Raw genomic sequence first — 23205 nt, forward strand, 5'->3', positions numbered from 1 at the left:
ACGATCTTCCTGCACCTGCCGTGGCCTGCGCCCGTCACCTCAGTCTGCCGGAGTGGACTGCCTGCCAGGAAGCCCGTAAGCGGCACCACCGTCTGGCCGCGGAGCGCCGGAAGCAGGAGGCCGCGGAGCGCGACCATCTCGAAATCCCGCCTCCTTCACACGGCGACTTTCCGCCCAGCCGCCCGTGCATCGGGAAATGCGCGTCCAAGCAGAAGGAGTACGGCGATGACAGGGACGGAGCGATTACCGAATGTGCCCGTTGTGACGGCTTCGTCTGCCTGAATTGCGGCATGAAGCGAGTCGATGACGAGCTTGGCTGGTGCGATACCTGTGACCGGGTCCAGCCGGATGACGCCAGCTACGAGCCGGTGACGCCGCAGGGAAATGAGACGTATGACGGGCTCTTTCCCCAACGGCGGCTCACCTCGGCCGTGGCCAGGATCGTTGTCGCAACGGGACGCTCCTACCGCAGTGTCAACCGGGTCATCAACCAGCAGTCGGGTGTGAGGAGTCGCGTAGGGGCCGGAGAGCACGTGATCCGCCGAGCCGCTTGGGCCGCCCACTACTGGCTGCACCAACTCGATGAGCTCTCTGCCGGTTCATGACCGGCCAGCCCAGCTCAGGGCACGATGCGGCACCGCGGCCCGCCGTGCGCATCGGACCTGCAGTGTGGACCGTGTGATCGGACATGAGAGCAGCAAGAGCGAAGCTGTAACGAGGCTCAGTGAAGCGGCCCGCCGTGGGAGAGCCTCGGCGGGCCGCTTCGGGCGTACTGCTATGTCACGTGCTGCTCGTGGTGGACGACTGCAGCACCGTGCAGGCAGAGCCCCACCAGGGCAGTCTGTCCACAACCTGGCCGAGATTGCGCTGGCTGTAGTTCGGTGGCGCCTGGGGGATGCCGGGGACTTCCAGGAGATGGAAGTCTGCGCGATCTCCTGCGACAGAGAGTGCGCCGTCAGGGAAGAACCCAAGATTCAGCCGGACTCCGTTATCGGCGGTCACGGAGGGCTTGTATTCCTGTACGGAAAAGGCCGTCAATGGGCGATGCATCGGTGCCCCGTCCCAGTGAAACGACTGCAGGCCGTGGACTACGAGGATGGCGCCATTTCCTCTGGAGAACTGCTCTGCGGTACGCATTTCGAAAAGTAGTGCTGCGCGATTCGATGTCGGGCACACCCTGCAGTCGAGGAGTTGCGCATCGAGCAGAGCGTCATCTTCCCTGAACGGGTCGCAGTCGACGGGTTCTGCAGGATGATAGTGGTTTTGCCGTGCGAAGATGTCTTCGATGAGAGTCATGGAATCGGTATGTGCCAATACTGGTCGAATTTGTCGATGGTCTGCCCGGTTATCGGGTTGACGAACTGGCCGCCTTCGTTCACGTAGGTAACATACCCATTGGGGTATGGGTGCGGACCGGTGGTGACCGGATCCATCACGCGCACATACCTGACGCTCTTGTGGAATCCGTTGGCCGTAGCTTCGGATTCCTTGATTTCGAAGAACCAGCCCTTTCCATTGTTGGCTCTCGCAAGGGCTTTGCGGCCCTTGGGCAGCCAGAGCTTCTCGCCCTGGGGACCGATGACGTCGGCGATGAGGCATCGGCTGTTGTGGACCAGGACGGGGATGTTCCCGGCGAGCACATAGTACGTGTGCTACGCGGACGCCTGTACCTGCTTTTATGCAGGTCAAGCGCGATTTGCTGGTCCGGTGACGTGCGTGGGTATCCGTGGTTGTGCGGGGTTGTTGCCGTCAGCTACTGCCGTCAGCCGGTTCAGCCCAGGTACGGCTTTTCGCGCTGTTCCAGGAAGTGTTGGAGCCTGAGCTGTTGGGTGTGGTGCATCGGCAGCTGCTCGATCTCTTCCGGCGGTACGAACCGGAGTTCGGTGGACTCGTCGGAGATTGCCAGTCGGCCGCCGGTGATGCGGGCGGTGAAGCAGACGTTGAACTGGCGGCGGACCTCGCCGTCGGTGTAGGCGATGATGTGTTTCGGGTCGGTGTAGGTGCCGACCAGGCCGGTGATCTCGACGTCGAGGCCGGTCTCTTCTTTGACTTCGCGGACGGCTGTGCCTGGCAGGGAGTCGGTGAGGTCCATTCCGCCTCCGGGCAGGGCCCATAGGTCGTTGTCGCGGCGGCGCTGGAGGAGGATGCGGCCGTGGTCGTCGGTGACGATGGCGGAGGCGGCGACGACCATGCTGTTCGGCTTGGGGGCGTTGGGGTCGTCGTAGTGCTCGGTGCGGGCCACGGTCAGCCTTCCTCTCGTACGGGCGTCGCCGTCGCCCACACCGCGTCGAAGCTCTCGGCATAGGTGTCGAACATGCCGCCTGTCTCATGTCGCCGAAGATGCCACACGGGGGCGGCGTAGGCGTTGACGCCCCAGACGTGGGCGTTGACGAGTTGCTGGTCGTCGGCGCGGTAGAGGGAGTTGTAGAGAGTGGTGCCGTGGGTGCGGACCTCGATGCCGGGGCTGCCGGTGAGCGGCCTGTAGTGCATGAGGGCGAGGCGGCAGCGGGATTCGATGCCGTGGCCGAACCGCTCATCCTGGCCGCGGGCTTGGACGTTGTCGCTGTCGGCATCCCCGATCGCGATGCGGACGGTGCAGCCTTCGGCGGCGCGTTCGGTGAGGAGTTCGTTCAGCCGGGGGTACGCCTCGTGGAGGAAGACGGCCGCGTAAACGAGGATGTCGATCCGCTCCCGGGCCTGGGCCATCAGGTCGGTGAACGTCGAGGCGGGGATGTCGGCCCGCTGCTCGTAGAGCGCGACCAGTTCGGGGCTGATGGCGCGGGCGGGGCGGGCCTGGCGGAGCGCCGGCCAGAGTGCGTGCACGTCTTCTCCCAGGGCTCGGGCCGCCTGGAGGGCTGTGGTACGGCGTGGCGTGCGCCCGAGGTTCACCCAGCGCTCGACCGATTTGGGGTCGACCTCGACTTCCTGAGCGAGGGCGGCGTACGTCCAGCCTCCCGCCGACATGACGGCTCGTAGTCTTTCGTTCGGCATGAGTCTCCCCCTTCGTCTCAGGACGGCACTAGGGACGTTCTACATGGTGCGGGACGTCCCGGAGTGGGGTTTGGCGGAGGTTCCTTCGTCCTGGCGACCGGCGTGAGGATCGGTGCCGACCCTGCGGCACCGACAGGCCCAGAGGCACGGATTCACGCCGCTGAGGAGCGTCTACGTGCGAAAGTACGCCACACCTTATGTTCCCGCCCTGCGACTGGATGCCCGGTCGCGGACCGCCTTGCCGGGGTGGTCACGATGACGGACCGCAATTCTGACGCGGTCCAGTGCACCCCCTCGCCCAGTGTGGGCGCCGTGGCGGTCGACCGGCGGAACGGCAAGGTGGGCGTGGTGATGGGGCATGTCGGGCCGTACGTGCAGTTCCGGCCGCCACGCGGCGGCCGGGAGTGGGACGTGCCGCCCGAGGACGTACGTCCACCGACCCCGTCCGAGGAGCTGAGCGCCAAGGTGGCCGTGGCCAACCGGAGGTGGGGACGGTGACCCCTCGCTCGGTCCTCCGTTACGAGAGCTGGACTCTCCAGCCTGACCGCGAGCCGGACGCGGAGCCGGTCCTGTACGCGATGCAGTATGCCGTGGACGGCGAGACGTCCACGGCAAGCGAAGACTTCACCGAACCGCAGAACTGGGTGCTGCGGCACTGCGGCCAGAACCCGTCCCACCACACCTACCGGGAGATCATCACCCGGCCCTGGCGAGCCTGGCGGCAGACCTGACCACCCTGCTCGCCCGGGAACCGCGCTGCCCCACCCGACTCCCGTCCCTGCCGTGCGTAACTGATTGAGGCTCCCCCGTCCTCGTCAGCCTCGGCGGGGACGGGCCTTCACGTGCGCGCCGCGCCCATAACCGTGAGGTTCTGGCCTCAGCCCCAGAAAGTCAGCCACGACGGCGGGCATGCCGCCCGATCACCCGTCACGTGTGTCTCGCTCAACCCCGCACCGGCATCAGCCCAGTTATCTCCATCGTCACGGCCCCAGCCAGGCACCAGGACTGGCGTTCCGGACGACAGCACCGCCGGGATACTGACGCCGCACGGTACGAGCGTGCCGGACGGCCTCTCGGATGCCCGGCCGGTCTGCTCGAACTCGCCCTGCACACAGGCCTCCGCAAGGGCGAACTCCTCGGCCTGCGCTGGGAGGACCTTGACCTGGTCGGCGGAACCGCCAGCATCCGACGCACCCTCCAGCACACCAACTCCAGTGGCCTGACCGCCCTCCCGACCAAAACCCAGAGCTCAGAACGACGCATCGCCCTGCCGACACCGTGCCTGCGCGCCCTCGAACAGCTCCGCGCCCGGCAGCTCCAGGAACGCGAAGCGGCGGGGACGGGCTGGCAGCACAGCGGCTACCTCTTCACTCGCCCCGATGGTGCACCGATCGAAGGGTCCACCCTCACCCGACACTTCAACACCCTGCTCCACCGGGCCGGGCTCCGCCGCATCCGCTTCCACGACCTCCGCCACTCGGCGGCCACTCTCCTCCTGGAGCAGGGAGTGGAACTCGTCGTGATCAAGGAGCTGTTGGGGCACGCCCACATCGGCGTCACCGCCACCGTGTACGCCCACGTCCGGCTCCGCCTCCAACGCGACGCCATCGACCTCCTCGGCCACGCCCTCCGCAACCCTGCCGAGATCACCGGCAAGCCCGACGACGGCGACGAACCAACCCTCTGCGCAACCCCCGTCCGCTGACGTTGCCGTCAACTACTGCCGTCAGACCACACTGAAGCCCCGCCAAGATGCATCTGGCGGGGCTTCAAATTTGCGGCTGCACGCGTTGCTATCGACCCCAGGCGGACTCGCGGAACCGGCGCACTTGAGAGGTGCTCGTCAACCACTCAGAGATGCGGTTTCCATCCTCGTCAACCGAGGACCGAGGCTCGACGTACCGCCACGGCTCTTGCGGGTTGAACTGTTCGTCGAGTTCATCCAGGAAGATGATCGAGTTTTGCACGTAGACCTCTTCCCCCTCGCGATACATCGGCCAACAGGAGATGAAGTTACTGGTCTCCGGATTAGTGATTGAGGCAATGAGGCATGAGATCGAATTATCGATCTCCTCAAGTTTTCTCAGCGAGCCATCCCAGCTTCGGCAGTATTCATCTACCGTCCAGAAACTCAGGTCCATCGGAAACGTCTCCGTGAAACCACCGACCCTGATCCTGCCGACCGCCTCGGAGGGCGGTGAACTCGCACCCTCCGAGGTTGGGTAATCGATCACCTCGATAACGAAGCCGTCATTCCTTGAGGTAATTGAGGTCTGGGTCATAGGTTCCGATCCGTTGTCCCTTGCGACTAAACATCTTCCAGCCATCCGACACGTTATGCCCATCAACATCAGGCGTGATGTAGTTCTTCCCATTAGAGAAGACCACCTGGCCGTGCGAATTGAACGGGGCCTTTTGTGTGGGAATTCTCGTTCTGTACCCAAGAGCTCCCGCCCGATCTCCTACGGTTCCGGCATACAGCTCTCGGTTCTGCTGACTCCGTGCAGCCACCGAGTCCGGATGGTACGGATCACCCTCGAGTGCAGGGGAAGAGGTATACCCCTCGGGAAGGTCTCCGTTGCAGTTGTGGACGAGGACCGGTGTGGCCCCAGCGAGCACATAGTACGAGTGCAGGCCCTCGACAGTGAAGTTGAAGGTGCGCGCGTGCTGGTAGAAGAACCGCGTGGCTTGGACGGTGACGGTGTTGCCGTCGTCCGTGCGCAGCGTCATGCCGCTCTTGATGTCGGCCGCGTCGACCCACGCATTCTCGGACGGCGACCAGAAGGGGTGTTCTTCGGTGGCCGTCAGTTTCTCCTCGCCATGGGGTGTGGTGAGGAGAAGTTCGGTGAAGTACTTGTCGTCCTCGGTGACGATGAGGGCCGTGACCTTGCGTGGTCCTGATTGCTGTGTGACGGGGTCTGTGGCCAGCACCTCGTCGCCGACTTGGACGGATTCGATGTTCTTTGTCGAACCGTCGGCCAGGAGGACCTTGGTGCCGGCACCGCACTACGACCCCAACGCCAACGACATCCCGGACGCCGGTAAACTCGCCACCTGGCAGAAGGTCGTGCTGGGGGCCGTTATGGCGGTGGCGGTGGCCGTGGTCGCCGCTCCTGTGGCTGTCGCCGTGGGCGACGGCTGCCTTGCCGCGGCCCCGGTGTGCGCCGCTGAAATCGCGGAGATGGTGACCGGTGGGGCATCGGGCGGCAGCGCGGTAGTCGGCGGTGGTGCCGCGGTTGGAATCGGTGGTTACAGCGCAGCCCGTTCTACTCGCCTAGGCGGGACGTACTTCACGCCCGAAACAAGCCTCAAGGCTCTCATCAACCCAGGCGGAGGCAAGACGAACTGCCGGGCATGCGTGATTTCACTTGACCAACTCATGGCCAGCGGGGCACGCTCGAACGCTATCCCCATGCTGGAGCGCGGCTCCGAGAAGGCGATTGAAGACTTCTACGGCAGAAAATTCGGAAACAGGAGCTTTTCGAACATTGTGAGCGACATGCAAAATGCGGGCCCCGGGGCCCGAGGTATCGTGTGGGGCAAAGACCCTCAGGGTGGTCATGTGTTCAACGTGACCAACCTTGACGGAAAGGTTACGTTCCTGGATGGGCAAACCGGGAATGCAAGTCACGCGCCCACATGGGACAGTTACTCGTTCATGAGGACGGACTGATGATTTCAGAAGAGCAGGGCCGCCTGATTGCGGAGGAATTCCTGCAAGCAAGTCGAAGGCCCAACGAGCCCGAACTGGCGATCGACTGGAGTCGAGTGCGGGTAAAGGAGCGAATCCTTATCGCTCCGTACAACTCTTCGCAGTTCTTGACCGCGGGTGAGAATCAACTGCTGGACTGTTGGCCAATTCTGGTGGATCTCGTCTCAGGGCGGGCCCGATTCGGAGAGCTGGAGGAACGAGCCTTCTGGAAGGAGGCGTAGTCGACGTCTTTTCTGCCGGCTCGTAAACTAACGGGCCGGCAGAAAACGGGGCCTGTATGCAGTCTCTATTCCAGTCAGGAGAGCTTCGGGTCTTTCAGTGGTGTTGCGTTTCGACTCATTGATCCGAAACGGTCGATTTTCTGGGGCGTTGATCGCTGCGTGAGTGAATTGGTGGAGGACGCTCCGGCACCGGTCAGCCCCATACCTTGAGCTCTGTCACTGAACCTCTTTCATCCTGTGCCGTGGGGATGAAATAGGCTGGTCAGGTGTGGTGACGTGGCGAAGCCCCTCGTCGTTGGTGTGGTGATTTCACTCAACACGCCGACGGCCGGGGGGCTTCGTTGGTTCCGTATCCTTCCACGCTCGATGTCCCGTACGAGCTGGTCGAGCATGTCTCCTGGCTCATCTACACCCGAAGGCGTGAACTTCGCACACGCTGGCGGAAGTTGAACTGCTTCAAGCAGGCTTTGCTGACGCTGGCCCATCTACGGAAGAACGAGACGTTCGCACAAGTCGGTGCCGGGTTCGGGGTGTCGGAGGCAACGGCCGGCGCTACGTCGACGAGACACTCGAAGTCCTGGCCTCCTGGGCGCCGGGTCTGCACGAGGCCCTCGTCGGGCTGGGCGAAGGAGACTTCGTCATCGTCGACGGCACGCTCATCCCCACCGACCGTATCGCCGCGGACCAGCCGTACTACTCGCAGAAGCCCCAACGCCGGGACTCTGTTGGCGATCTTGTCGGGGATGCTGACAGGTCGTCTGTTCGGCGGTTTGCTGGGATGAGGCGGGGTGGTTCCGGGGAGAGGGCCGGAGATGTCCTTGCGGGCCAGGAGTTACCAACGGATCCCGATGCGAACGGTGTTGACGGCGTGGGCGGCGTGCCCGAAGGGCACGCCGGCGATGCTGATGCGGGACCGGCTGGATGTGGTGTTCAAGGACGAGGAGTTCGCGGACCTGTTCCCCAAGGACGGGCGGCCGGGCTTGTCGCCGGGGCAGTTGGCGCTGGTGTCGGTGCTGCAGTTCGCGGAGAACCTGTCCGACCGTGCTGCCGCGAACGCGGTCCGCACCAGGATCGACTGGAAGTACGCGTTGGGCCTGGAGCTGGACGATCCCGGCTTCGACCATTCGGTGCTGTGCGAGTTCCGGGCCCGGCTGGCCGAGGCCAACGCCGCGGACCGGCTGCTGCAGGTGATGCTGCACCGGCTGACCGAGGCCGGACTGCTCAAACCCCGCGGACGGCAGCGCACCGACGCGACCCACGTGCTCGCGGCGGTACGCACCCTCAGCCGGCTGGAACTGGTCGGCGAGAGCCTGCGGGCTGCCCTGGAACAACTCGCCCAGGCGGACCCGGACTGGCTGCTGCCGCTGGTCGAGCCGGAGTGGGACAAGCGCTACGGGCGCAAGGTGGAGATCGGGAGGGTCCCCGGCGGGAAGGCCGGGGTCACCGCCCTGGCCGAGGCCTTCGGCCGGGACGGGCAGAAGATCCTGGCCGCCGCGTGGGCGGCCGACGCCCCGGCCGGGCTCCGGACGCTGACGCAGGTGGAGATCCTGCGCCGGGTCTGGGTGCACCACTACTACTGGGACGCCCGTGGGCTGCTGCGCTGGCGCGACGGCCACGCGCTGCCACCCGCGTCGCTGCGGTTCGATTCCCCGTACGACACCGACGCGCACTACTGCGTCAAACGCGACACCGTCTGGTCCGGCTACCGCACCCATTTCACCGAAACGTGCACGTCAGACCTGCCGGAGGTGGTTGTGCACGTGGCCACCACGATCGCCCCGGTCCAGGACGGCAAGCTCACCGCCCAGATCCACGACGACCTCGCGGCGATCGATCTCACTCCGGCCGAGCACGCGGTCGACGCCGCCTACGTCAGCCCCGTGCAGATCGAGCGCGCCCGGCGGGTGCACGGCATCACCCTGCTCGGCCCGGTCGCACCCGACCACAGTCACCAGGCCAAAAGAGGGGCCGGGTTCGACAAGGCCGCCTTCACGATCGACTGGGAGCACCGCCGGGCCACCTGCCCCCAGGGCAACCTCAGCCGCGAGTGGCGGCCCCTGCGCATCAGCGGACACGACTACATCCAGGTCAAGTTCGACAAGGCCACGTGTCTGGCCTGCCCCGTGCGCACGCAGTGCACCGACGCGATCAGTGGTCCGCGCTCACTCGCGCTGCTGCCCACCCGCGAACTGCACGAGATCCAGCAGCACAACCGTCTCGACCAGCACACCGAGGACTGGCAGCGCCGCTACGCGATCCGTGCCGGTATCGAAGCCACCCTCTCCCAGAACGTCCGCGCCTACGGCCTGCGCAGAACCCGCTACCGAGGCCTGCCGAAAACGCACATCGGGCACGTCCTGACCGCACTGGCCTGCAACGTCACCCGCATCGCCGACTGGATCGCCGAACCGACCCGCCCCCGCCGGACACCCAGCCACTTCCGCGCCCTCTGCACAGCCCCCAGCTGACCCCGACAAGATCGCCAACAGAGTCACGGCATTGGGACAACGGCGTGAAGTGGGCCAGCCTGCCCGCGGACTTCCCGCCGTATCGGCGTGTGCATGCCTTCGCCCGCCGCTGGCAGGTCACGGGTCTGCTCGCTGAACTCCACGACCGGCTGCGCGACCGCGTCCGGGAGAAGGAGGGCCGCCTGCCGGACCCGACGGCCGCGATCGTGGACTCCCAGTCGGTGCGGGCGGTGGTGAACATCCCGCGCCCGACCTCCGGCTGGGACGGCGGGAAGAAGGTGGGCGGCCGCAAACGGCACCTGGTGGTGGACTGCCTCGGCCTGGTCCTGGCCGTCGCGGTGAGTGCGGCGAGCGTGCAGGACCGCGACGCCGCCGTGCCGCTGCTTCAGCGGCTGCGAGGGCAGTACTTCTCCATCCGTCTGGTGTGGGCGGACGGCGGCTATGCCGGCCGGCTCGTCGGCTGGGCCCGCGAGAAGCCCCGGCTCACCCTCCAGATCGTCAAACGCACCGATGACACAGCGGGGTTCGTGGTGCTGCCACGCAGGTGGGTGGTGGAAAGGACGCTCAGCTGGCTGATGCGCTGCGCTCGCGTCGCCTGGTGCGCGACGACGAGACGCTGCCGGCCATGCACGAAGCCATGGTGCTGTGGTCGATGACCATGCTCATGAGCGGTCGCCCGGCCGGACGCCGCCCGGCCGGCTGCAGACGGCCGGCACCGCGAGGGCGGTGAACACTCCCGGCCGCACCTGGAGTGCCCACCCGCGCTCCACCAGGCGTTTCGCCTTCGATCGCAGTCCCTCGACCTTCGCCGGGACGGCCTCCCGCCCGAGAGCGACGGCCAGTTGCCGGCAGCGCATGCCCTCGCCCGCTTCAGACTCCAGCACCGACAGGATCCGCTGGTAGTCCGGCGCGAGGGCTGCCGCCGCCATGCCCGTCTCCCGCCGGGGCACTGTCGAACCCGCCACCGCGCTGCCCGTCGGCTCCGCGACCGTCGAAGGCGGCCCGGCCAGCACCTCGGTCCCTGTCACCCGGCATCCACCAACCGCTGGAGCTCGCGTTCCGCCTCACCGAGCGCGGCCTGCACCCGCTCGGCCTCCTCCCGCAACCGCGTGATCTCCTCCCGGACTCTTCTCCCTGGCCTCCAGTAGACCGAGTACCGACGCCACCAGCGACCTCCACGAGCCAGACGAGCGGACGAACCACGCCCATCTCTCCCGCCACGAACGAGAGTTCATGCCCACCCACCCGAACTAAACGATCACGTTCGGAAAGCGGATGACGTCTCAGACAAAGAGGAATCCGGACACCATCACCCCGTCCTCACCGCAGCAAAGTTCCAGCCAGGTGCGGGCCAGAAACCTTCGAGCGTCAGCGCTCGCCGGCGCCCCGCCTGTTGACCACTCTCCACGACGGCCTCGTACCCACGCCTGCCCCGGACGCCGTGAACCGGGCACCTCGCTGACCCGAGCCCCTCGCCACCATCCTCTGCACCAGTTTGGCTCGGGGAGCAGAGTCTGTCCGTTGCGCCCACTCCACGTACGCCACCCCGCATGGGGCGCCCGCCGTGGTAGGGCCGGTGGAGCGGAGAGATGCGGGACCCATGTGTCGGAAGGGCAGCGCCCGCATGCGGGCGGGCACGATTCCGAATATGCAAGACCCGTTCGATTGCGCCCTCGTCCACCCACCCACGGTCGTAAGTGGCGGCACGACTCACGGGCCGGAGGACGACGACCCATCTGGCAACGGCTGTTCACCGGGGCGGGCTGGTCACCTCGGTGATGCGGTCGAGGAGGTCGGTGACCCCGGTGTGGCGGCGGTGGGGGCGCAGGTACTGGACCGCGGTGGTCAGGCGCTGGTCGGCTCGGGCGGAGTGGAGGGTGGGGTAGATGTCGATGAGCGCGTGCCAGTGGGTGAGGGCGGGTTCGAGGTGGCCCAGGCGTAGATGGGTCTCGGCCAGGCGTGCGCGGGTGAGCGCGGCGGGCAGGCGCTCGGTCTCGGTGCGCAGGCGCAGGGAGGTGGTCAGCGCGCTCAGGGCACCCGTGTGGTCCTTGAGAGTGGCGAGCACTTGGGCACGCTGGTAGTGCAGGGCGCCAGCCGGATAGCGGCTAAAGGGGCCCGGTTCAACATCGGCCTCGGTGTGGAGGCACTCTGCGCGGGCCAGGGCAGCCACAGTTGCGTGCCGGTCGTGGTGAGCGCTGAGGACGGCCAGGTGGATGTGGGTGTAGGCACGGACGGCGGGCGGGGCGTTGCGGGCGTGCTGGTCGGCCTGTTCGGCGAGGTTCAGGACGGCGGGGGTGTGCTGGCCGAGGTCGTGGGCGTGGGTGGCCATGGTGCGCAGCGCGATGGCGAGGGTGGTGGGGTCGCCTGCGTCGGCGGCGAGGCGGGCGGCGATCTGGTGGTAGTGCTGGGCCGGGGCGTGGTGGCCGCTGTCGGCGCACATCGAGCCCAGCAGCAGGGCGAGCCTAGCGGTGGCGGCCAGCAGAGCGTGGTGCACCGGGTCGGGGGCCGGGGCGTGCAGCAGGGGGGTGACCTCGTGAGCGAGGTAGGCCGCCAGGGCGGCGCGCATCCGCTGACCGCCGTGCTGATCGGCCGAGGCGGCGAACACCGAGGCCATGGCCCGCAGTTGCTCCACATCGCTCGCGGTGGCACGGCGCCCTGCACGTGCCGAGTCCACGGACCTGGCCGGGATCCGGTCCTGGGCGGGCAGGGCGAGTGCGGTGGCGGTGAGGACGCCCGCGCCGATCAGGGCACGGCGATGCGGGTCGAGTTCGGCATGGGTGAGGTGAAAGAGTTTGCGCATGGGGTCGGCCTCCCAGGCGGGATCCACAAGTGGGCCCGGGGCTCGGGTGAGGCCAGCTTCGTGGGCCGTGACGCACCTGTCCAGACGCCGGGAGAGGCATTCCAGGATCAGCCCGGGAAGCGGCGGGCGGGGCTGGGAGCCCTCCAGCCAGCGCCGCACCGTGGTGAGGTGCACAGTCAGCGTAAGCCCCTGCTCGGCGGCGGCGCCCCGCAGTGCGGCGGCGAACTGGGCGGGCCCCCAGCCCCCAGCCTCCATAAGGAGCGTGAGCCGGGTGTTGGGAGTGCGCGGCATGACGGCCTCCCGGGCGTACGAGCACGGGGTGCTCTGGCCGGTGTCTGAAGACGGGGTCTGGGTCTACCAGCCGCGGCACCATCGCAGCGGTCGCCGTTGCGATGGTGCGCTTTCCACTTGCCCGGGGACAAGCAGCACTTCGGTCAGATACCGTACGGCTCGCCGGACCATCCCGTGTGTCTCGTGATCACCACGCTGCCCGTGGCGGGCGGCGTCTGATGCCCAGCCTCCGGTCCGTCCCGGCCGCCGCGGCACTGATCACCGTCGGGTTGCTGTGCGCCGATTGCTCGCCGGACCCATAAGGGCAGACGCGCCCCTGCCAGGTGAGGGGGCGATGCCCATCTCCGCACCACAGCCCGGCGACTGCCGAAGGACCTCCCGGCGGTAGCGACTTCGGCGGTTAAGAAGGGATCTTGCACGGCGGGTTCCCCTTCCGCTCGCACGTTCCGTTCGCGGATATATGCGCGTGTGCGCTTTGGCAGTCAAGCGAAGCGATCAGGGCGGAGGGAAGCGTGTGCGAGGGGCATATGCGGGACGCCGGTTCCCACCCCGCGCGCTCCGCGCACACCTCCGGTGAAGCCCCGCCCGCAGGCCGGTGACCTCTTGTGCGGAAGAGTCCGCAGGGTGCCGGGAGTGCCTGCCGGCCCGGACCGGGCGGCCGTCCGGTCGCGCGATCGTCCCACCAACACCGCATGCACCACGGTGCACGGCGCGGTCGCCGCTCTGGCGGGGACCAGGCCCGTAGAAGCGTTTCACAAACGCACTAAGTTGCGACTAGTGCGACCAGTCCGTGGCCTGCACCTCTGGTTCGGTGCGGCAGCGCGGTGCTGAACTGGCCTTCCGCAGGGGCCTGTTGGCGTAGAGCCGGCCGTCAGCGGCTTGGTTGACCGTGCCCGTGCCTACTGCTTGCCGCTCCCTCAGGCGGAAGGACCAGTCGAATGGCGCATCTCTCGGCCCCACCAGTCCGGGCAGAAGTCTCCCGTCCTCTCCCGGATCCGGCCCGACTGCGGGATCTGTCGGAGCCGGAGCTTGGCCGGCTCGCTTGCGAGCTGAGGTCGTTTCTGATCGAGCACGTGTGTGCGACGGGCGGTCACCTGGGCCCGAATCTGGGCGTAGTGGAAGTGACCCTCGCTCTGCACCGGGTCTTCGAATCTCCCCGCGACAGCTTGATCTTCGACACCGGCCATCAGGCGTATGTGCACAAGCTGCTGACCGGCCGTGCCGGGCAGTTCGGCTCGCTGCGGCAGGCAGGTGGCCTGTCGGGGTATCCCTCACGGGCCGAGTCCGCACACGACCTGGTGGAGAACTCGCACGCCTCCACCGCGCTCTCGTACGCCGACGGTCTGGCCAAGGCCCGGCAGCTGTCCGGGGAACAGGAGCGGGCGGTGGTCGCGGTCATCGGCGACGGCGCGCTGACCGGCGGCATGGCCTGGGAGGCGCTGAACAACCTCGGCGCCGCCCGGGACCGGCCGGTCATCGTCGTACTCAACGACAACGGCCGCTCCTACGAACCCACCCGCGGCGCTCTGGCCCACCACCTGCACACTCTCAAATCCGGTACGGGCGCGACCGCGTGCCGGAACCTGTTCACCGACCTGGGCTTCACCTACTTCGGGCCCGTCGACGGGCACAGCATCGGGGATCTTGAGGGTGTGCTGCGGCGGGCCCGGAACCTCAACCGGCCTGTGCTGGTGCACGCGGTGACCGTGAAGGGCAAGGGATACGCCCCGGCCGAGGATGACGAGGCGGACTGCCTCCACGCCGTCGGCACCGTGGACCCGGCCACCGGACGCCCCTCCGCTCCTGGCCGGCCGTCGTGGACGTCCGTGTTCGGCCGGGCCCTGGCCGAACTCGCTGCCGAGCGGCCCGACCTGGTCGCCATCACAGCCGCGATGCTGCGGCCCACCGGCCTCCATCCGATGCAACAACGCTTCCCCGAGCGGGTCTTCGACGTGGGCATCGCCGAGCAGCACGCCGTCACCTCGGCCGCGGGGCTGGCGATGGGCGGTCTGCACCCGGTGGTCGCGATCTACGCCACGTTCCTGAACCGGGCCTTCGACCAGATGCTGATGGACGTCGCCCTGCACCAGTTGCCGGTCACCTTCGTCCTGGACAGGGCCGGCATCACCGGCCCCGACGGGCCCTCCCACCACGGCATGTGGGACCTGTCGCTACTAGCGATGGTGCCGGGCCTGCGGGTCGCCGCCCCACGGGATGCCGCGCGCGTCGAGGAGCTGCTGGGTGAGGCCGTCGCCCACGACCAGGGGCCCACCGCGGTACGAATCCCGAAGGCCACGGCATCGCGGGACATTACGGCGCTGGCGCGGATGGACGGGATCGACATCCTGCACCGCAGCCCCCACCGCCCCTTGCACGTACTGCTCATCGGGGCCGGCCCGCTCGCCGGAGCCGCCCTCGACGCAGCCGCTCTGCTGGAGGAACAGGGCATCGGGGTCACCGTCGCCGACCCCCGGTGGGTGCTGCCCGTCAACCCCGCGCTCACGGCCTTGGCGGCCCGTCACGACCTCGCGGTCAGCATCGAGGACGGTGTGCTCACCGGCGGGATCGGCTGGGCCCTGGCCCAGGCATGCAAGACCCAGGCCGTCAGCACCCCGGTGGTGCCGCTCGGCCTTCCCCGCTCGTTCATCGCCCACGGCCCGCGGACGGACCTGCTGACCCAGGCCGGACTCCACGCCGCCGAGATCATCCGCTCCGTCCAAGCCGCCCTTGCCCTACGGCCGTCGCCCACCCACACGTCCAGCGCAGCCCAAGGAGCGGTGCGGTGAGCGCCATCGACCTCGGCCTGCCCACCGTTGCCGCCCCGCGGGATCCGATGCGCCGCCGGAACACCCGTCAACTGCACGTCGGGGCGGTGCCGGTGGGCGGCGGCGCACCGGTGAGCGTGCAGACGATGACCACCACCAACACCGCCGACGTGGATGCGACGCTGCGGCAGATCGCTGCTGTCACCGCCGCCGGGTGCGACATCGTCCGGGTCGCCGTGCCCTCCCAGGACGACGCCGACGCCCTGCCCGCCATCACCGCCAAGTCCCCCATCCCCGTGATCGCGGACATCCACTTCCAGCCCCGCTACGTCTTCGCCGCCATCGACGCCGGCTGCGCCGCCGTCCGCGTCAACCCCGGCAACATCAAGAAGTTCGACGACAAGGTCGGCGAGATCGCCCAAGCAGCCGCGGCTGCCGGGGTGCCGATCCGGATCGGGGTCAACGCGGGATCCCTCGACCCGCGCCTGCTGGCCACGTACGGATCCGCGACGCCGGAGGCGCTGGTGGAATCGGCGCTGTGGGAAGCCTCGTTGTTCGAGGAGCACGGCTTCCAAGATCTGAAGATCGCGGTCAAGCACCACGACCCGATCACCATGATTGCGGCGAACCGGCTGCTCGCCGACGCCTGCGACTACCCCCTCCACCTCGGCGTCACTGAAGCCGGCACTGCCATGCAAGGCGCCATCAAATCCGCGGCCGCCTTCGCGATCCTCCTCAGCGAGGGCATCGGCGACACCATCCGCGTCTCGATCTCCGACCACCCCGTGCAGCAGGTCAAGGCCGGCAATCACATCCTTCAGTCCCTTGGGCTGCGGCCGCGCAAACTGGAGATCGTCTCCTGCCCCGGCTGCGGACGCCTCCAAGTCGACATCCACAAGCTTGCCAGCCAGGTCGAGGCGGCCTTCGACGGATTCCCCCACCCCCTGCGCATCGCCGTCATGGGCTGCGTCGTCAACGGCCCCGGCGAATCCCGCGAGGCCGACCTCGGCGTCTCCTGCGGCAACGGCAAAGGCCAGATCTTCGTCCGCGGCCAGGTCGTACGGACCGTCCCCGAATCCCGCGTTGTCGACGCCCTCCTCGACGAAGCCCTGCGCCTGACCGACCAAGCACCCACCGAGCCGGGAGGGAAGCCGTCATGAGCGCGCCGTCCCTGGACGCCCAGCCCATCAACCTCGCAGCCCTGCAGAGCCGGATCGAGGAGGTGCTGCACGGCTTCCTCGATGCCAAGACGCGTGCGGCCCAGGACCTGACTATGCCTGCAGATGTACCCACGGTGCTGCAGGACTTCCTGACCGCGGGCGGCAAGCGCCTACGCCCCCTTCTCTGCGTACTGGGCTGGCATGCCGCTGGCGGACAGGGCGACGATACGGCCGTGGTGCGCACGGCGGCGGCGCTGGAGATGTTCCATGCCTTCTGCCTTATCCACGACGACATCATGGACAGCAGCGTCACCCGCCGCGGCCGACCCACCGTGCACCGTACGCTCGCCGACCAGCACGGCCACGACCATCTCGGCACCAGCGCCGCCATCCTCATCGGCGATATGGCCCTGGCCTGGTCCGACGAACTCCTGCACACCGCCGGCCACCCACCCCACCGCCTCACCGCGCTGCGCCAGGTCATCGACGTCATGCGTCAAGAAGTCATCTACGGCCAGTACCTGGACCTCATGACACCCCTCGGACCGATCACCGACCATGAAGCGGCTCTGCAAGTGATCCGGTTCAAGACCGCCAAATACACCGTAGAACGGCCCCTGCACTGCGGGGCGGTCCTGGCCGGCGCCGAGCCAGAGGTGCACATCGCCCTGTCGCGTTACGCCCTGCCCCTCGGCGAGGCCTTCCAGCTCCGTGACGACCTCCTAGGCATCTACGGCCATCCCGACCACACTGGCAAGCCCGTTCTGGATGACCTGCGCGAGGGCAAGCGCACCGTCCTGATCGTCCTTGCCGCCCAACGCGCGGACACCGCACAGCGCAAGCTCCTCGACACCCTGCTCGGCAGCCCGGACCTGGACCACGACGGCGCCGCCCGCATCCGTACCGTCCTGGACGCCACCGGTGCCCGCGCCACCGTCGAGGACATGATCCACGCCCGGCGCGTGCAGGCCCTCACCGCCCTCGACGCTGTCCCGTACCCGCAACCAGCCGCCGCCGCACTGCGGCACCTCGCCGCCCGAGCCGTGGAGCGCACCTCATGAACCCCCGCAAGCGTGTACTGCTCACCGTCCCCCGCCGCTGCTGTGCCGGGGTCGACCGCGCCCTCGCCACCGTCGAGAAGGCCCTGGAACTGTACGGACCCAGTGATGACTCACCCGAGCCGTTGCCGCTCTCGTCGGTCGCCTGGCGGTGGGCTGTTGGCGCTGCAGGGGAGGCGTCGCGATCATGACTGCGACTTCACAGTCCTTGTGGCACCGTGCCGCCGGGTCGAGGGCCGCCACCACGGGGGGTTCCACACGGCTTGGGGAGTGCGTCGCGAAGCTGTCCGCGCACCTGGTGACGCACGTCGATGACCGGGGCGCGGTTCAGGAGGCGTGTGGCAGCCGGGTCCTGGAATCTGCGCTCATGCTCGCCTTGTTGCGCCGGGAAAGCATCTACCCGGGCGTGCGGGAGTCTCTTGCGTGCTTTCTTCATTCGCGCCGTGAGGACCGTGCCTTGACGATGCTGGAGCGGCAGCTGGCGGATGTGTGCCTGTCCGCCGTGCCGTCTCAGGTCGAGGCGGCGGTGCTCCTGGAGGGCTTTGAGCATTTCACCGCGGCGCGCAAGAGGCTGATGTTCGACACCTACCTGATGGTCCTGGGCGCGACGCCCCCTGACGAGAAGGTGGACCTGTCCGCGGTCGCGTATCACGGGCAGGCTTCCTGGGTTGGAGTCACGCTCAGCGCCGTCAAGATTCTCCATGCCTATGGGCGCGGGCGCCCCGATCTGGTCAGCGAGCAGGACCGGGAGTTTCTGGTCTCGCGGGTCAAGGCCGGCAGCAGACGGGAGGTCTGGGAAGGGCATCTGTCCGCGCACCTGCTGGCCCTCCACGCCGTCACCCGGTTCCTTCCTGGCAGTCGGCTGGTCCGTGAGGACATCGACCGGATACTCCAGCACCGCAACCCCGACGGTGGCCTGCCCTTCATCACCGACATGACCGTGTGGCTGACGGCTCTGGCCGGCTCGGCCCTGACCAAGGTCAATGCGGATCCGGCGGTGCTACAGAGGATGGGCGACTACCTGGCAATCCATCAGGCTCCCGACGGCGGCTGGTCCTACACCGAAAGCGTTGCGCAGACCGACGTCGACGACACCACCTGCAGCGCGGAGTTCCTCGCCGCTCTGAACCCGTCCCGATATGCCGAGGAGCTGCACCGGGCGGCTCGGTACCTCACCCGCATCGCCAACCAGGACGGCGGCTTCCCCACCTACCGCCGCGGTCACACTTCAGAGGCAACCATGACCGCCAACGCCATCAGTGCGTTGGCGCCCGACTGGGACCGTCATGCCGCGCTGCTGGAACCAGCCGTCGATTTCCTCCTGCAGGCACAGAAGCCCGACGGCACCTTCGAACGCAGCTGGAGCAGCGCCGATGCCTACGCGATCTCCCGTGTCCTTCACGCCCTCTCCCTTGCACCGCACCGCCACGTGGCCCGGTTCCAGACGGGCATCGCCCGGGTATCCACGCTCGCCCTGCGGTTCTTGGAGGGGACACAGAACCCGGACGGCGGCTGGGGCCATCGCAGCGGTGGCCCCAGCGACCCCATCAGTACCGCACACGCCCTGACCGCGTCCCTCCCGTCAGGGAGCGCGCCCTGGCGCCTGAGCGCAGTCCGCTACCTCATGGACCAGCAAGATCCCGACGGCGGGTTCACGTCCATCCCCGACCAAGCAGCACCACGTCCCATTCCCTATGACTTCCCAGTCCTCGCGGACATCTTCGTCCTCAAGGCCCTCGGCAGCACCCTCCACCTTCTTTCGCAGGGGGCGCGTCCTGCGGAGCGCGCCTCGTGACCCGCCACCGTGTCCTGCTCGCCTCTCCCCGCAGCTATTGCGCCGGTGTCCTACGCGCGATCCAGGCTGTCGAGAAGGCCCTGGAGCAGTACGGCGCGCCGATCTATGTCCGCCACGAGATCGTCCACAACAAGTACGTCGTGCAGACCCTGGAGAAGAAGGGTGCCATTTTCGTCGAGCAGACGGAGGAGGTCCCCGAGGGCTCCATCGTGATGTTCTCCGCGCACGGCGTGGCCCCGACCGTCCACGCGGAGGCCGCCGAGCGCAGGCTCGCCACCATCGACGCGACCTGCCCGCTGGTCACCAAGGTCCACAAGGAGGTGGTCCGGTTCGCCAAGGAGGACTATGACATCCTCCTGATCGGCCACGAGGGCCACGAGGAGGTCATCGGTACGTCGGGCGAGGCGCCGGACCACATCACCCTGGTCGACGGCCCCGACGACGTCGCCAATGTGACGGTCCGCGACGAGTCGAAGGTCGTCTGGCTCTCCCAGACCACGCTGTCCGTCGACGAGACGATGGAGACGGTCGGCGCGCTGAAGGAGAAGTTCCCGAACCTGCTCTCGCCGCCGAGCGACGACATCTGCTACGCCACGCAGAACCGCCAGATCGCGGTGAAGAAGGTCGCCGAGGACGCCCAGCTGGTCATCGTCGTCGGCTCCAAGAACTCCTCCAACTCGATCCGCATGGTCGAGGTCGCCCTCGACGCGGGCGCCCCCGCCGCCCACCTGGTGGACTTCGAGAGCGAGATCGACGAGGCCTGGCTGGAGGGCGTCACCACGGTCGGCCTCACCTCTGGCGCCTCCGTCCCGGACGTGCTGGTCGACGGCGTCCTTCAGTGGCTGGCCGAGCGCGGCTACGGCGACGTGGAGACGGTCAAGACCGCCGACGAATCCATCACCTTCAGCCTCCCCAAGGAACTCCGCCGCGACCTACGCGCGGAAACACATGCTTCATAGGCGACCGCATAGGAGAACGCCTGCAGCGCGACCTCAGCCGCGGCGACACCTGGTCCCCGCCTACTTGCTGGCCCACCACGAACAGTGCACCTGCCAAAAAGCTGTCGCGCTACTCCTGGCCGAGTCCTCCGCCTACAGCATCATCGCCCGACAGGAGCCACTCCGATGACCCCTCCCGTATCCGAACCTCCAACGTTCCGCCTCCGTCCGCTGGCCGCCCGCATCCCGGCTCGTGCTCACCCAGACACCGACAAGATCCTGGCCAGGTCAGGCGAGTGGATCGAGAAGAACCTGTCCTTCATGACCTCGCCGTTCCGCGCCGCGCAGGACCTGCACGACGAATGCGACCGCATCGGCTGCCTGTACTCGTCAGACCTGCCCGAGAGGTGGGCCTTGTTCGTCGTGACCTTCACCCACTACCTGGGTGCGGTCGACACCGAGATGTCCACCCCCGCGAGCCTGGGAGGCAGCTTCCTTGCCGCCCGCGACTACGCGGGCCGGATGATGGCCGACATGACGGGCTGGCGCTCTGGCCCCGACCCGACGCTTCCGTTCAGTACCACCTGGCGGGAATTCCGTGACGAGCTTCCCGCCCACCGCTGGGCACGTTTAGTCGCGGCCTGCGACGCGAGCTGGAACGGCTTGCTGCGCGATGCCTCCGCCACGAAGGCCGGTGAGTACGACGCCGACTTCGATAGCTACCTGGCCCAGCGGCGCGACGGTGTGTTCGTTGAATGGATCTTCCCGATCCTGGAACACGTCCTGGCCCCCGCCCTTCCGGAAGACCTTGTCACGGGGCCGGCCATGCAGGAGGTCCACAACCGCGTCCTGTTCCATCAGGCGCTGGCCACCGACCTTTTCTCGTATCGCAAGGAGTACTACTCCGGTGACCTCATCAACGCCATCGAAGTGTTCCAACGCATCGAGGGGTTGTCGCTGCAGGGCGCGGTCGACCGGCTCTGCGACGTCATCGACCGCAACGAGGAGGAATTCCTCCTCGGCTGCGAGGCATTGCTGGGAAACCACCCTGACTGGCACGACTCCCTGTCCGGGTACCTGAACGCGCTCGGCTCCCTCATGTCCGCAGCGCGCCACTGGTCGTATACGTGCCGCAGGTACCACGGCAGCGGCTCCGCAGGCGACGGATCCGAGCCAGGCACCCTCCTCCTGTGGCCCGACCGTACCGAGTTCCGTCCCGATGCTCCATGACTGGTCCCGCTGCGTGGCCGATTCCTCCCACGTCCGGGCGCTTAAAGGGGGCAGCACACGGGCCCCTCACCGGTCGACCGGGGCCGGGCCGACTCGAAACACCACCTGATAACCGACGGGCACGGCAGCCCGCTCGCCGTCCTGCTGACCGGCGGCAACCGCAACGACGCCACCCAGCTGCTGCCGCTGCTCGACGCGATCCCGCCCGTCCGCGGCCGGGGCGGCCGGCCCCGCCGCAAGCCCGACTCGCTCTTCGCCGACCGCGGCTACGACCACGACATCTACCGCGACCAGGTCCGCGCCCGGGGCATCGTGCCCGCCATCGCCAGACGCGGCACCCGGCATGGCACCGGGCTGGGTACTTACCGGTGGGTGGTCGAGCGGACCTTCGCATGGCTCCACGGCTTCCGCCGTCTGCGTATCCGCTGGGAACACAGAACCGACATCCATGAAGCGTTCCTCAAACTCGCCTGCTGCCTCATCACCCACCGACAACTCGGCTCATTGCGTTAGCCGTTGTTAGGCCGCTCGGCGGTCTATGTCGGCTCGCAGGCCCTGGTCAACACCTTCGCAATGCGAGGCATCAACCTAGAGCACCGGGACGGAGAACCCTATGAGTGACGGCATTGGCGGCTGGCGGATCCAGACAGACGGACAGGCCGAACCCTACGGCGAACGCCTCACCAGCGTGCCCTATAACTTTCCAGGCCTCGAACCGGTCCATCTCCCGGGGCTCCTCCTCCCGGTGCGGCACGCCCTCAGCCCGCACCTGGCCGAGGTCCGGACGGCCTACGTCGATTGGCTGGTCGACAGTGAACTGATCGAGCCGGGAACTCAAGGGCACGACGTCCTACTCGGCATGAAACTCGACGAGTGCTCCGCCCTGACCAACGCCAGGTGCAGCAAGGACCTTGTGTTCTACGGGGCCCTCAACCTGGCCCTGTTCTTCCTCTTCGATGACCTGATTGACAACGTCGCCGTCGGAGCCGACACCAAACTCTCCTACCTCGGCAAGCTGTCACGGATCGTGGACGGCGCACGACCATCACCCCACGACGACGCGCTGCTCAAAGCGTGGCACCGATGGCTGAAGGAGAGCGAAGCGTACGCGACACCCGCACTCTACTCAGCCTTCATCGCGGACCTTCACCGCTACCTCGGCGCGGTTCGCTCGCACATCCTCACCGACCAGCCAGCGACCGTGTGCGCCATGACTTATCTCATGCGCCGTCAAGAAGACATCGTCACCCGCTATTTCATGGCACACGGCGCCATCTTCCTGGCACACGAGTCCGGCCTCGACATCCGGCAGGTCGCCGACGAGCAACACGTGCGGATGATCACTGACATCCTTCCGTTCGTCATCGTCCTCCAAAACGACCTAATCGGCCTTTACAAGGACGTGAAGAGCGGAGAGCCGAACTTCGTCACGATCCTGCAACGCGAGTACGGCCTGGATCTGCAGGCCTCCATCGACCTCACCGGCAAGATCGAGGATGACATGGTCAGATCCATGCTTCAGATCGAAAACGATCGTCCCCGGCTGATCGACGGGTACTATACGAAACAAGAGGCGATCAGCAAGTATCTGAGCCTCGCCTACGGCATCATCCGCGGCACCTTCGACTGGTACATGATCAGTAACCGCTATGTCGACCCCCACTATTTCTCCGCCAGCGAGATCACTTCCTCACTGGGCTGATCCCGCGGGACAGCCTCGCGCCACGCGTCGCCGACCGAGCGGGGGGCGGTGTCGCTCACGGACCCGACTGGGTG

21 protein-coding genes and 4 pseudogenes are annotated in these 23205 nt (G+C 67.3%); 16 read left to right on the forward strand and 9 right to left on the reverse strand.

The annotated features are described in order from the left end of the window. Nucleotides 1-780: 780 nt before the first annotated feature. The 4 genes from ACIQBL_RS45230 to ACIQBL_RS45245 form a co-directional block, all read right to left on the reverse strand. A complete protein-coding gene (locus ACIQBL_RS45230; protein WP_401954127.1) occupies nt 781-1296 on the reverse strand; it encodes a hypothetical protein in 516 nt (171 codons plus the stop codon). Then, nucleotides 1293-1640, reverse strand: coding sequence for a hypothetical protein (locus ACIQBL_RS45235; protein WP_401954129.1), 348 nt, complete (start codon nt 1638-1640; stop codon nt 1293-1295). Before ACIQBL_RS45235 ends, ACIQBL_RS45230 begins: the two co-directional genes overlap by 4 nt. 131 nt (nt 1641-1771) lie before the next feature. Beyond that, a complete protein-coding gene (locus ACIQBL_RS45240; RefSeq protein WP_401954132.1) occupies nt 1772-2242 on the reverse strand; it encodes an NUDIX domain-containing protein in 471 nt (156 codons plus the stop codon). Between the two features lie 2 nt (nt 2243-2244). Beyond that, nucleotides 2245-2991 carry an XRE family transcriptional regulator gene (locus tag ACIQBL_RS45245; protein ID WP_401954134.1) on the reverse strand — a complete coding sequence of 249 codons (747 nt, stop codon included), beginning with the start codon at nt 2989-2991 and terminating at the stop codon, nt 2245-2247. 255 nt (nt 2992-3246) lie between these two features. Between ACIQBL_RS45245 and ACIQBL_RS45250 the strand changes: the two genes are divergently transcribed. From ACIQBL_RS45250 to ACIQBL_RS45260, 3 genes and pseudogenes are all read left to right on the forward strand, one after another. Further along, entirely contained in the window at nt 3247-3489 is a 243-nt protein-coding gene (locus ACIQBL_RS45250; protein ID WP_401954136.1) for a hypothetical protein, read from the forward strand. Then, complete coding sequence (locus ACIQBL_RS45255; RefSeq protein WP_401954139.1) at nt 3477-3722, forward strand: hypothetical protein; 246 nt, start codon at nt 3477-3479, stop codon at nt 3720-3722. The genes ACIQBL_RS45250 and ACIQBL_RS45255 overlap by 13 nt, the downstream gene beginning before the upstream one ends. Nucleotides 3723-4081: 359 nt before the next feature. Continuing rightward, nucleotides 4082-4696 (forward strand): annotated as a pseudogene (locus ACIQBL_RS45260) (site-specific integrase); the annotation flags it as partial. 88 nt (nt 4697-4784) lie between these two features. On the opposite strand, the gene ACIQBL_RS45265 reads toward ACIQBL_RS45260, so the two are convergent. The 3 genes and pseudogenes from ACIQBL_RS45265 to ACIQBL_RS45275 form a co-directional block, all read right to left on the reverse strand. Further along, the gene (locus ACIQBL_RS45265; protein ID WP_401954142.1) at nt 4785-5273 is read right to left on the reverse strand and encodes a hypothetical protein; all 489 of its coding nucleotides are present in this window, start codon (nt 5271-5273) and stop codon (nt 4785-4787) included. Continuing rightward, nucleotides 5242-5502: a toxin C-terminal domain-containing protein gene (locus tag ACIQBL_RS45270; RefSeq protein WP_401954206.1), complete on the reverse strand. Its 261-nt coding sequence runs from the start codon at nt 5500-5502 to the stop codon at nt 5242-5244. Before ACIQBL_RS45270 ends, ACIQBL_RS45265 begins: the two co-directional genes overlap by 32 nt. A 66-nt stretch (nt 5503-5568) precedes the next feature. After that, nucleotides 5569-5991: pseudogene (locus tag ACIQBL_RS45275) on the reverse strand (polymorphic toxin-type HINT domain-containing protein); the annotation flags it as partial. 181 nt (nt 5992-6172) lie between these two features. Between ACIQBL_RS45275 and ACIQBL_RS45280 the strand changes: the two are divergent. The 5 genes and pseudogenes from ACIQBL_RS45280 (at nt 6173) to ACIQBL_RS45300 (ending at nt 10048) form a co-directional block, all read left to right on the forward strand. Beyond that, nucleotides 6173-6664: a toxin glutamine deamidase domain-containing protein gene (locus tag ACIQBL_RS45280; protein ID WP_401954209.1), complete on the forward strand. Its 492-nt coding sequence runs from the start codon at nt 6173-6175 to the stop codon at nt 6662-6664. After that, nucleotides 6664-6924, forward strand: a complete 261-nt coding sequence (locus tag ACIQBL_RS45285) for a hypothetical protein (RefSeq protein ID WP_401954144.1) — start codon at nt 6664-6666, stop codon at nt 6922-6924. Before ACIQBL_RS45280 ends, ACIQBL_RS45285 begins: the two co-directional genes overlap by 1 nt. A gap of 300 nt (nt 6925-7224) precedes the next feature. Beyond that, nucleotides 7225-7639: pseudogene (locus ACIQBL_RS45290) on the forward strand (transposase family protein); the annotation flags it as partial. Between the two features lie 133 nt (nt 7640-7772). After that, nucleotides 7773-9392: an IS1182 family transposase gene (locus tag ACIQBL_RS45295; RefSeq protein WP_401954146.1), complete on the forward strand. Its 1620-nt coding sequence runs from the start codon at nt 7773-7775 to the stop codon at nt 9390-9392. A 44-nt stretch (nt 9393-9436) separates the two neighbouring features. After that, a complete protein-coding gene (locus ACIQBL_RS45300; RefSeq protein ID WP_401954211.1) occupies nt 9437-10048 on the forward strand; it encodes an IS5 family transposase in 612 nt (203 codons plus the stop codon). A 6-nt stretch (nt 10049-10054) separates the two neighbouring features. Here the strand turns inward: ACIQBL_RS45300 and ACIQBL_RS45305 are convergent, their stop codons facing one another. Both ACIQBL_RS45305 and ACIQBL_RS45310 read right to left on the reverse strand, forming a co-directional pair. Further along, the gene (locus tag ACIQBL_RS45305) at nt 10055-10420 is read right to left on the reverse strand and encodes a hypothetical protein (protein WP_401954149.1); all 366 of its coding nucleotides are present in this window, start codon (nt 10418-10420) and stop codon (nt 10055-10057) included. Nucleotides 10421-11142: 722 nt separating this feature from the next. Then, the gene (locus ACIQBL_RS45310) at nt 11143-12483 is read right to left on the reverse strand and encodes a tol-pal system YbgF family protein (RefSeq protein ID WP_401954151.1); all 1341 of its coding nucleotides are present in this window, start codon (nt 12481-12483) and stop codon (nt 11143-11145) included. A 938-nt stretch (nt 12484-13421) separates the two neighbouring features. Here ACIQBL_RS45310 and ACIQBL_RS45315 point away from each other — a divergent pair. From ACIQBL_RS45315 to ACIQBL_RS45350, 8 genes and pseudogenes are all read left to right on the forward strand, one after another. Further along, the gene (locus tag ACIQBL_RS45315; protein WP_401954154.1) at nt 13422-15269 is read left to right on the forward strand and encodes a 1-deoxy-D-xylulose-5-phosphate synthase; all 1848 of its coding nucleotides are present in this window, start codon (nt 13422-13424) and stop codon (nt 15267-15269) included. Beyond that, complete coding sequence (gene ispG, locus ACIQBL_RS45320; protein WP_401954156.1) at nt 15266-16408, forward strand: flavodoxin-dependent (E)-4-hydroxy-3-methylbut-2-enyl-diphosphate synthase; 1143 nt, start codon at nt 15266-15268, stop codon at nt 16406-16408. The genes ACIQBL_RS45315 and ispG overlap by 4 nt, the downstream gene beginning before the upstream one ends. After that, nucleotides 16405-17469, forward strand: coding sequence for a polyprenyl synthetase family protein (locus ACIQBL_RS45325; protein ID WP_401954159.1), 1065 nt, complete (start codon nt 16405-16407; stop codon nt 17467-17469). Before ispG ends, ACIQBL_RS45325 begins: the two co-directional genes overlap by 4 nt. A gap of 364 nt (nt 17470-17833) precedes the next feature. Continuing rightward, complete coding sequence (locus ACIQBL_RS45330) at nt 17834-19261, forward strand: prenyltransferase/squalene oxidase repeat-containing protein (protein WP_401954161.1); 1428 nt, start codon at nt 17834-17836, stop codon at nt 19259-19261. A gap of 14 nt (nt 19262-19275) precedes the next feature. Then, nucleotides 19276-20220 (forward strand): 4-hydroxy-3-methylbut-2-enyl diphosphate reductase, encoded by a 945-nt coding sequence (locus ACIQBL_RS45335; RefSeq protein ID WP_401954214.1) that lies wholly within the window; start codon nt 19276-19278, stop codon nt 20218-20220. 513 nt (nt 20221-20733) lie between these two features. Further along, complete coding sequence (locus ACIQBL_RS45340; protein WP_401954216.1) at nt 20734-21429, forward strand: terpene synthase family protein; 696 nt, start codon at nt 20734-20736, stop codon at nt 21427-21429. Beyond that, nucleotides 21428-21942 (forward strand): annotated as a pseudogene (locus ACIQBL_RS45345) (IS5 family transposase); the annotation flags it as partial. The gene ACIQBL_RS45340 and the pseudogene ACIQBL_RS45345, both read left to right, overlap by 2 nt. A gap of 100 nt (nt 21943-22042) precedes the next feature. Continuing rightward, nucleotides 22043-23131: a terpene synthase family protein gene (locus tag ACIQBL_RS45350; RefSeq protein WP_401954164.1), complete on the forward strand. Its 1089-nt coding sequence runs from the start codon at nt 22043-22045 to the stop codon at nt 23129-23131. Nucleotides 23132-23205: the final 74 nt, after the last annotated feature.

Origin of the sequence: Streptomyces sp. NPDC088350, assembly GCF_044753545.1 — a bacterium.
Taxonomy (GTDB): domain Bacteria; phylum Actinomycetota; class Actinomycetes; order Streptomycetales; family Streptomycetaceae; genus Streptomyces.

Excerpts from the sequence above, each read along its gene's own strand:
- ACIQBL_RS45230 (WP_401954127.1), bottom strand. The coding sequence starts at position 1,296 with ATGACTCTCATCGAAGACATCTTCGCACGGCAAAACCACTATCATCCT.
- ACIQBL_RS45245 (WP_401954134.1), bottom strand. The coding sequence starts at position 2,991 with ATGCCGAACGAAAGACTACGAGCCGTCATGTCGGCGGGAGGCTGGACG.
- ACIQBL_RS45250 (WP_401954136.1), top strand. The coding sequence starts at position 3,247 with ATGACGGACCGCAATTCTGACGCGGTCCAGTGCACCCCCTCGCCCAGT.
- ACIQBL_RS45265 (WP_401954142.1), bottom strand. The coding sequence starts at position 5,273 with ATGACCCAGACCTCAATTACCTCAAGGAATGACGGCTTCGTTATCGAG.
- ACIQBL_RS45280 (WP_401954209.1), top strand. The coding sequence starts at position 6,173 with ATGGTGACCGGTGGGGCATCGGGCGGCAGCGCGGTAGTCGGCGGTGGT.
- ACIQBL_RS45285 (WP_401954144.1), top strand. The coding sequence starts at position 6,664 with ATGATTTCAGAAGAGCAGGGCCGCCTGATTGCGGAGGAATTCCTGCAA.
- ACIQBL_RS45295 (WP_401954146.1), top strand. The coding sequence starts at position 7,773 with ATGCGAACGGTGTTGACGGCGTGGGCGGCGTGCCCGAAGGGCACGCCG.
- ACIQBL_RS45310 (WP_401954151.1), bottom strand. The coding sequence starts at position 12,483 with ATGCCGCGCACTCCCAACACCCGGCTCACGCTCCTTATGGAGGCTGGG.
- ACIQBL_RS45315 (WP_401954154.1), top strand. The coding sequence starts at position 13,422 with ATGGCGCATCTCTCGGCCCCACCAGTCCGGGCAGAAGTCTCCCGTCCT.
- ACIQBL_RS45325 (WP_401954159.1), top strand. The coding sequence starts at position 16,405 with ATGAGCGCGCCGTCCCTGGACGCCCAGCCCATCAACCTCGCAGCCCTG.
- ACIQBL_RS45330 (WP_401954161.1), top strand. The coding sequence starts at position 17,834 with ATGCTCGCCTTGTTGCGCCGGGAAAGCATCTACCCGGGCGTGCGGGAG.
- ACIQBL_RS45340 (WP_401954216.1), top strand. The coding sequence starts at position 20,734 with ATGACGGGCTGGCGCTCTGGCCCCGACCCGACGCTTCCGTTCAGTACC.
- ACIQBL_RS45350 (WP_401954164.1), top strand. The coding sequence starts at position 22,043 with ATGAGTGACGGCATTGGCGGCTGGCGGATCCAGACAGACGGACAGGCC.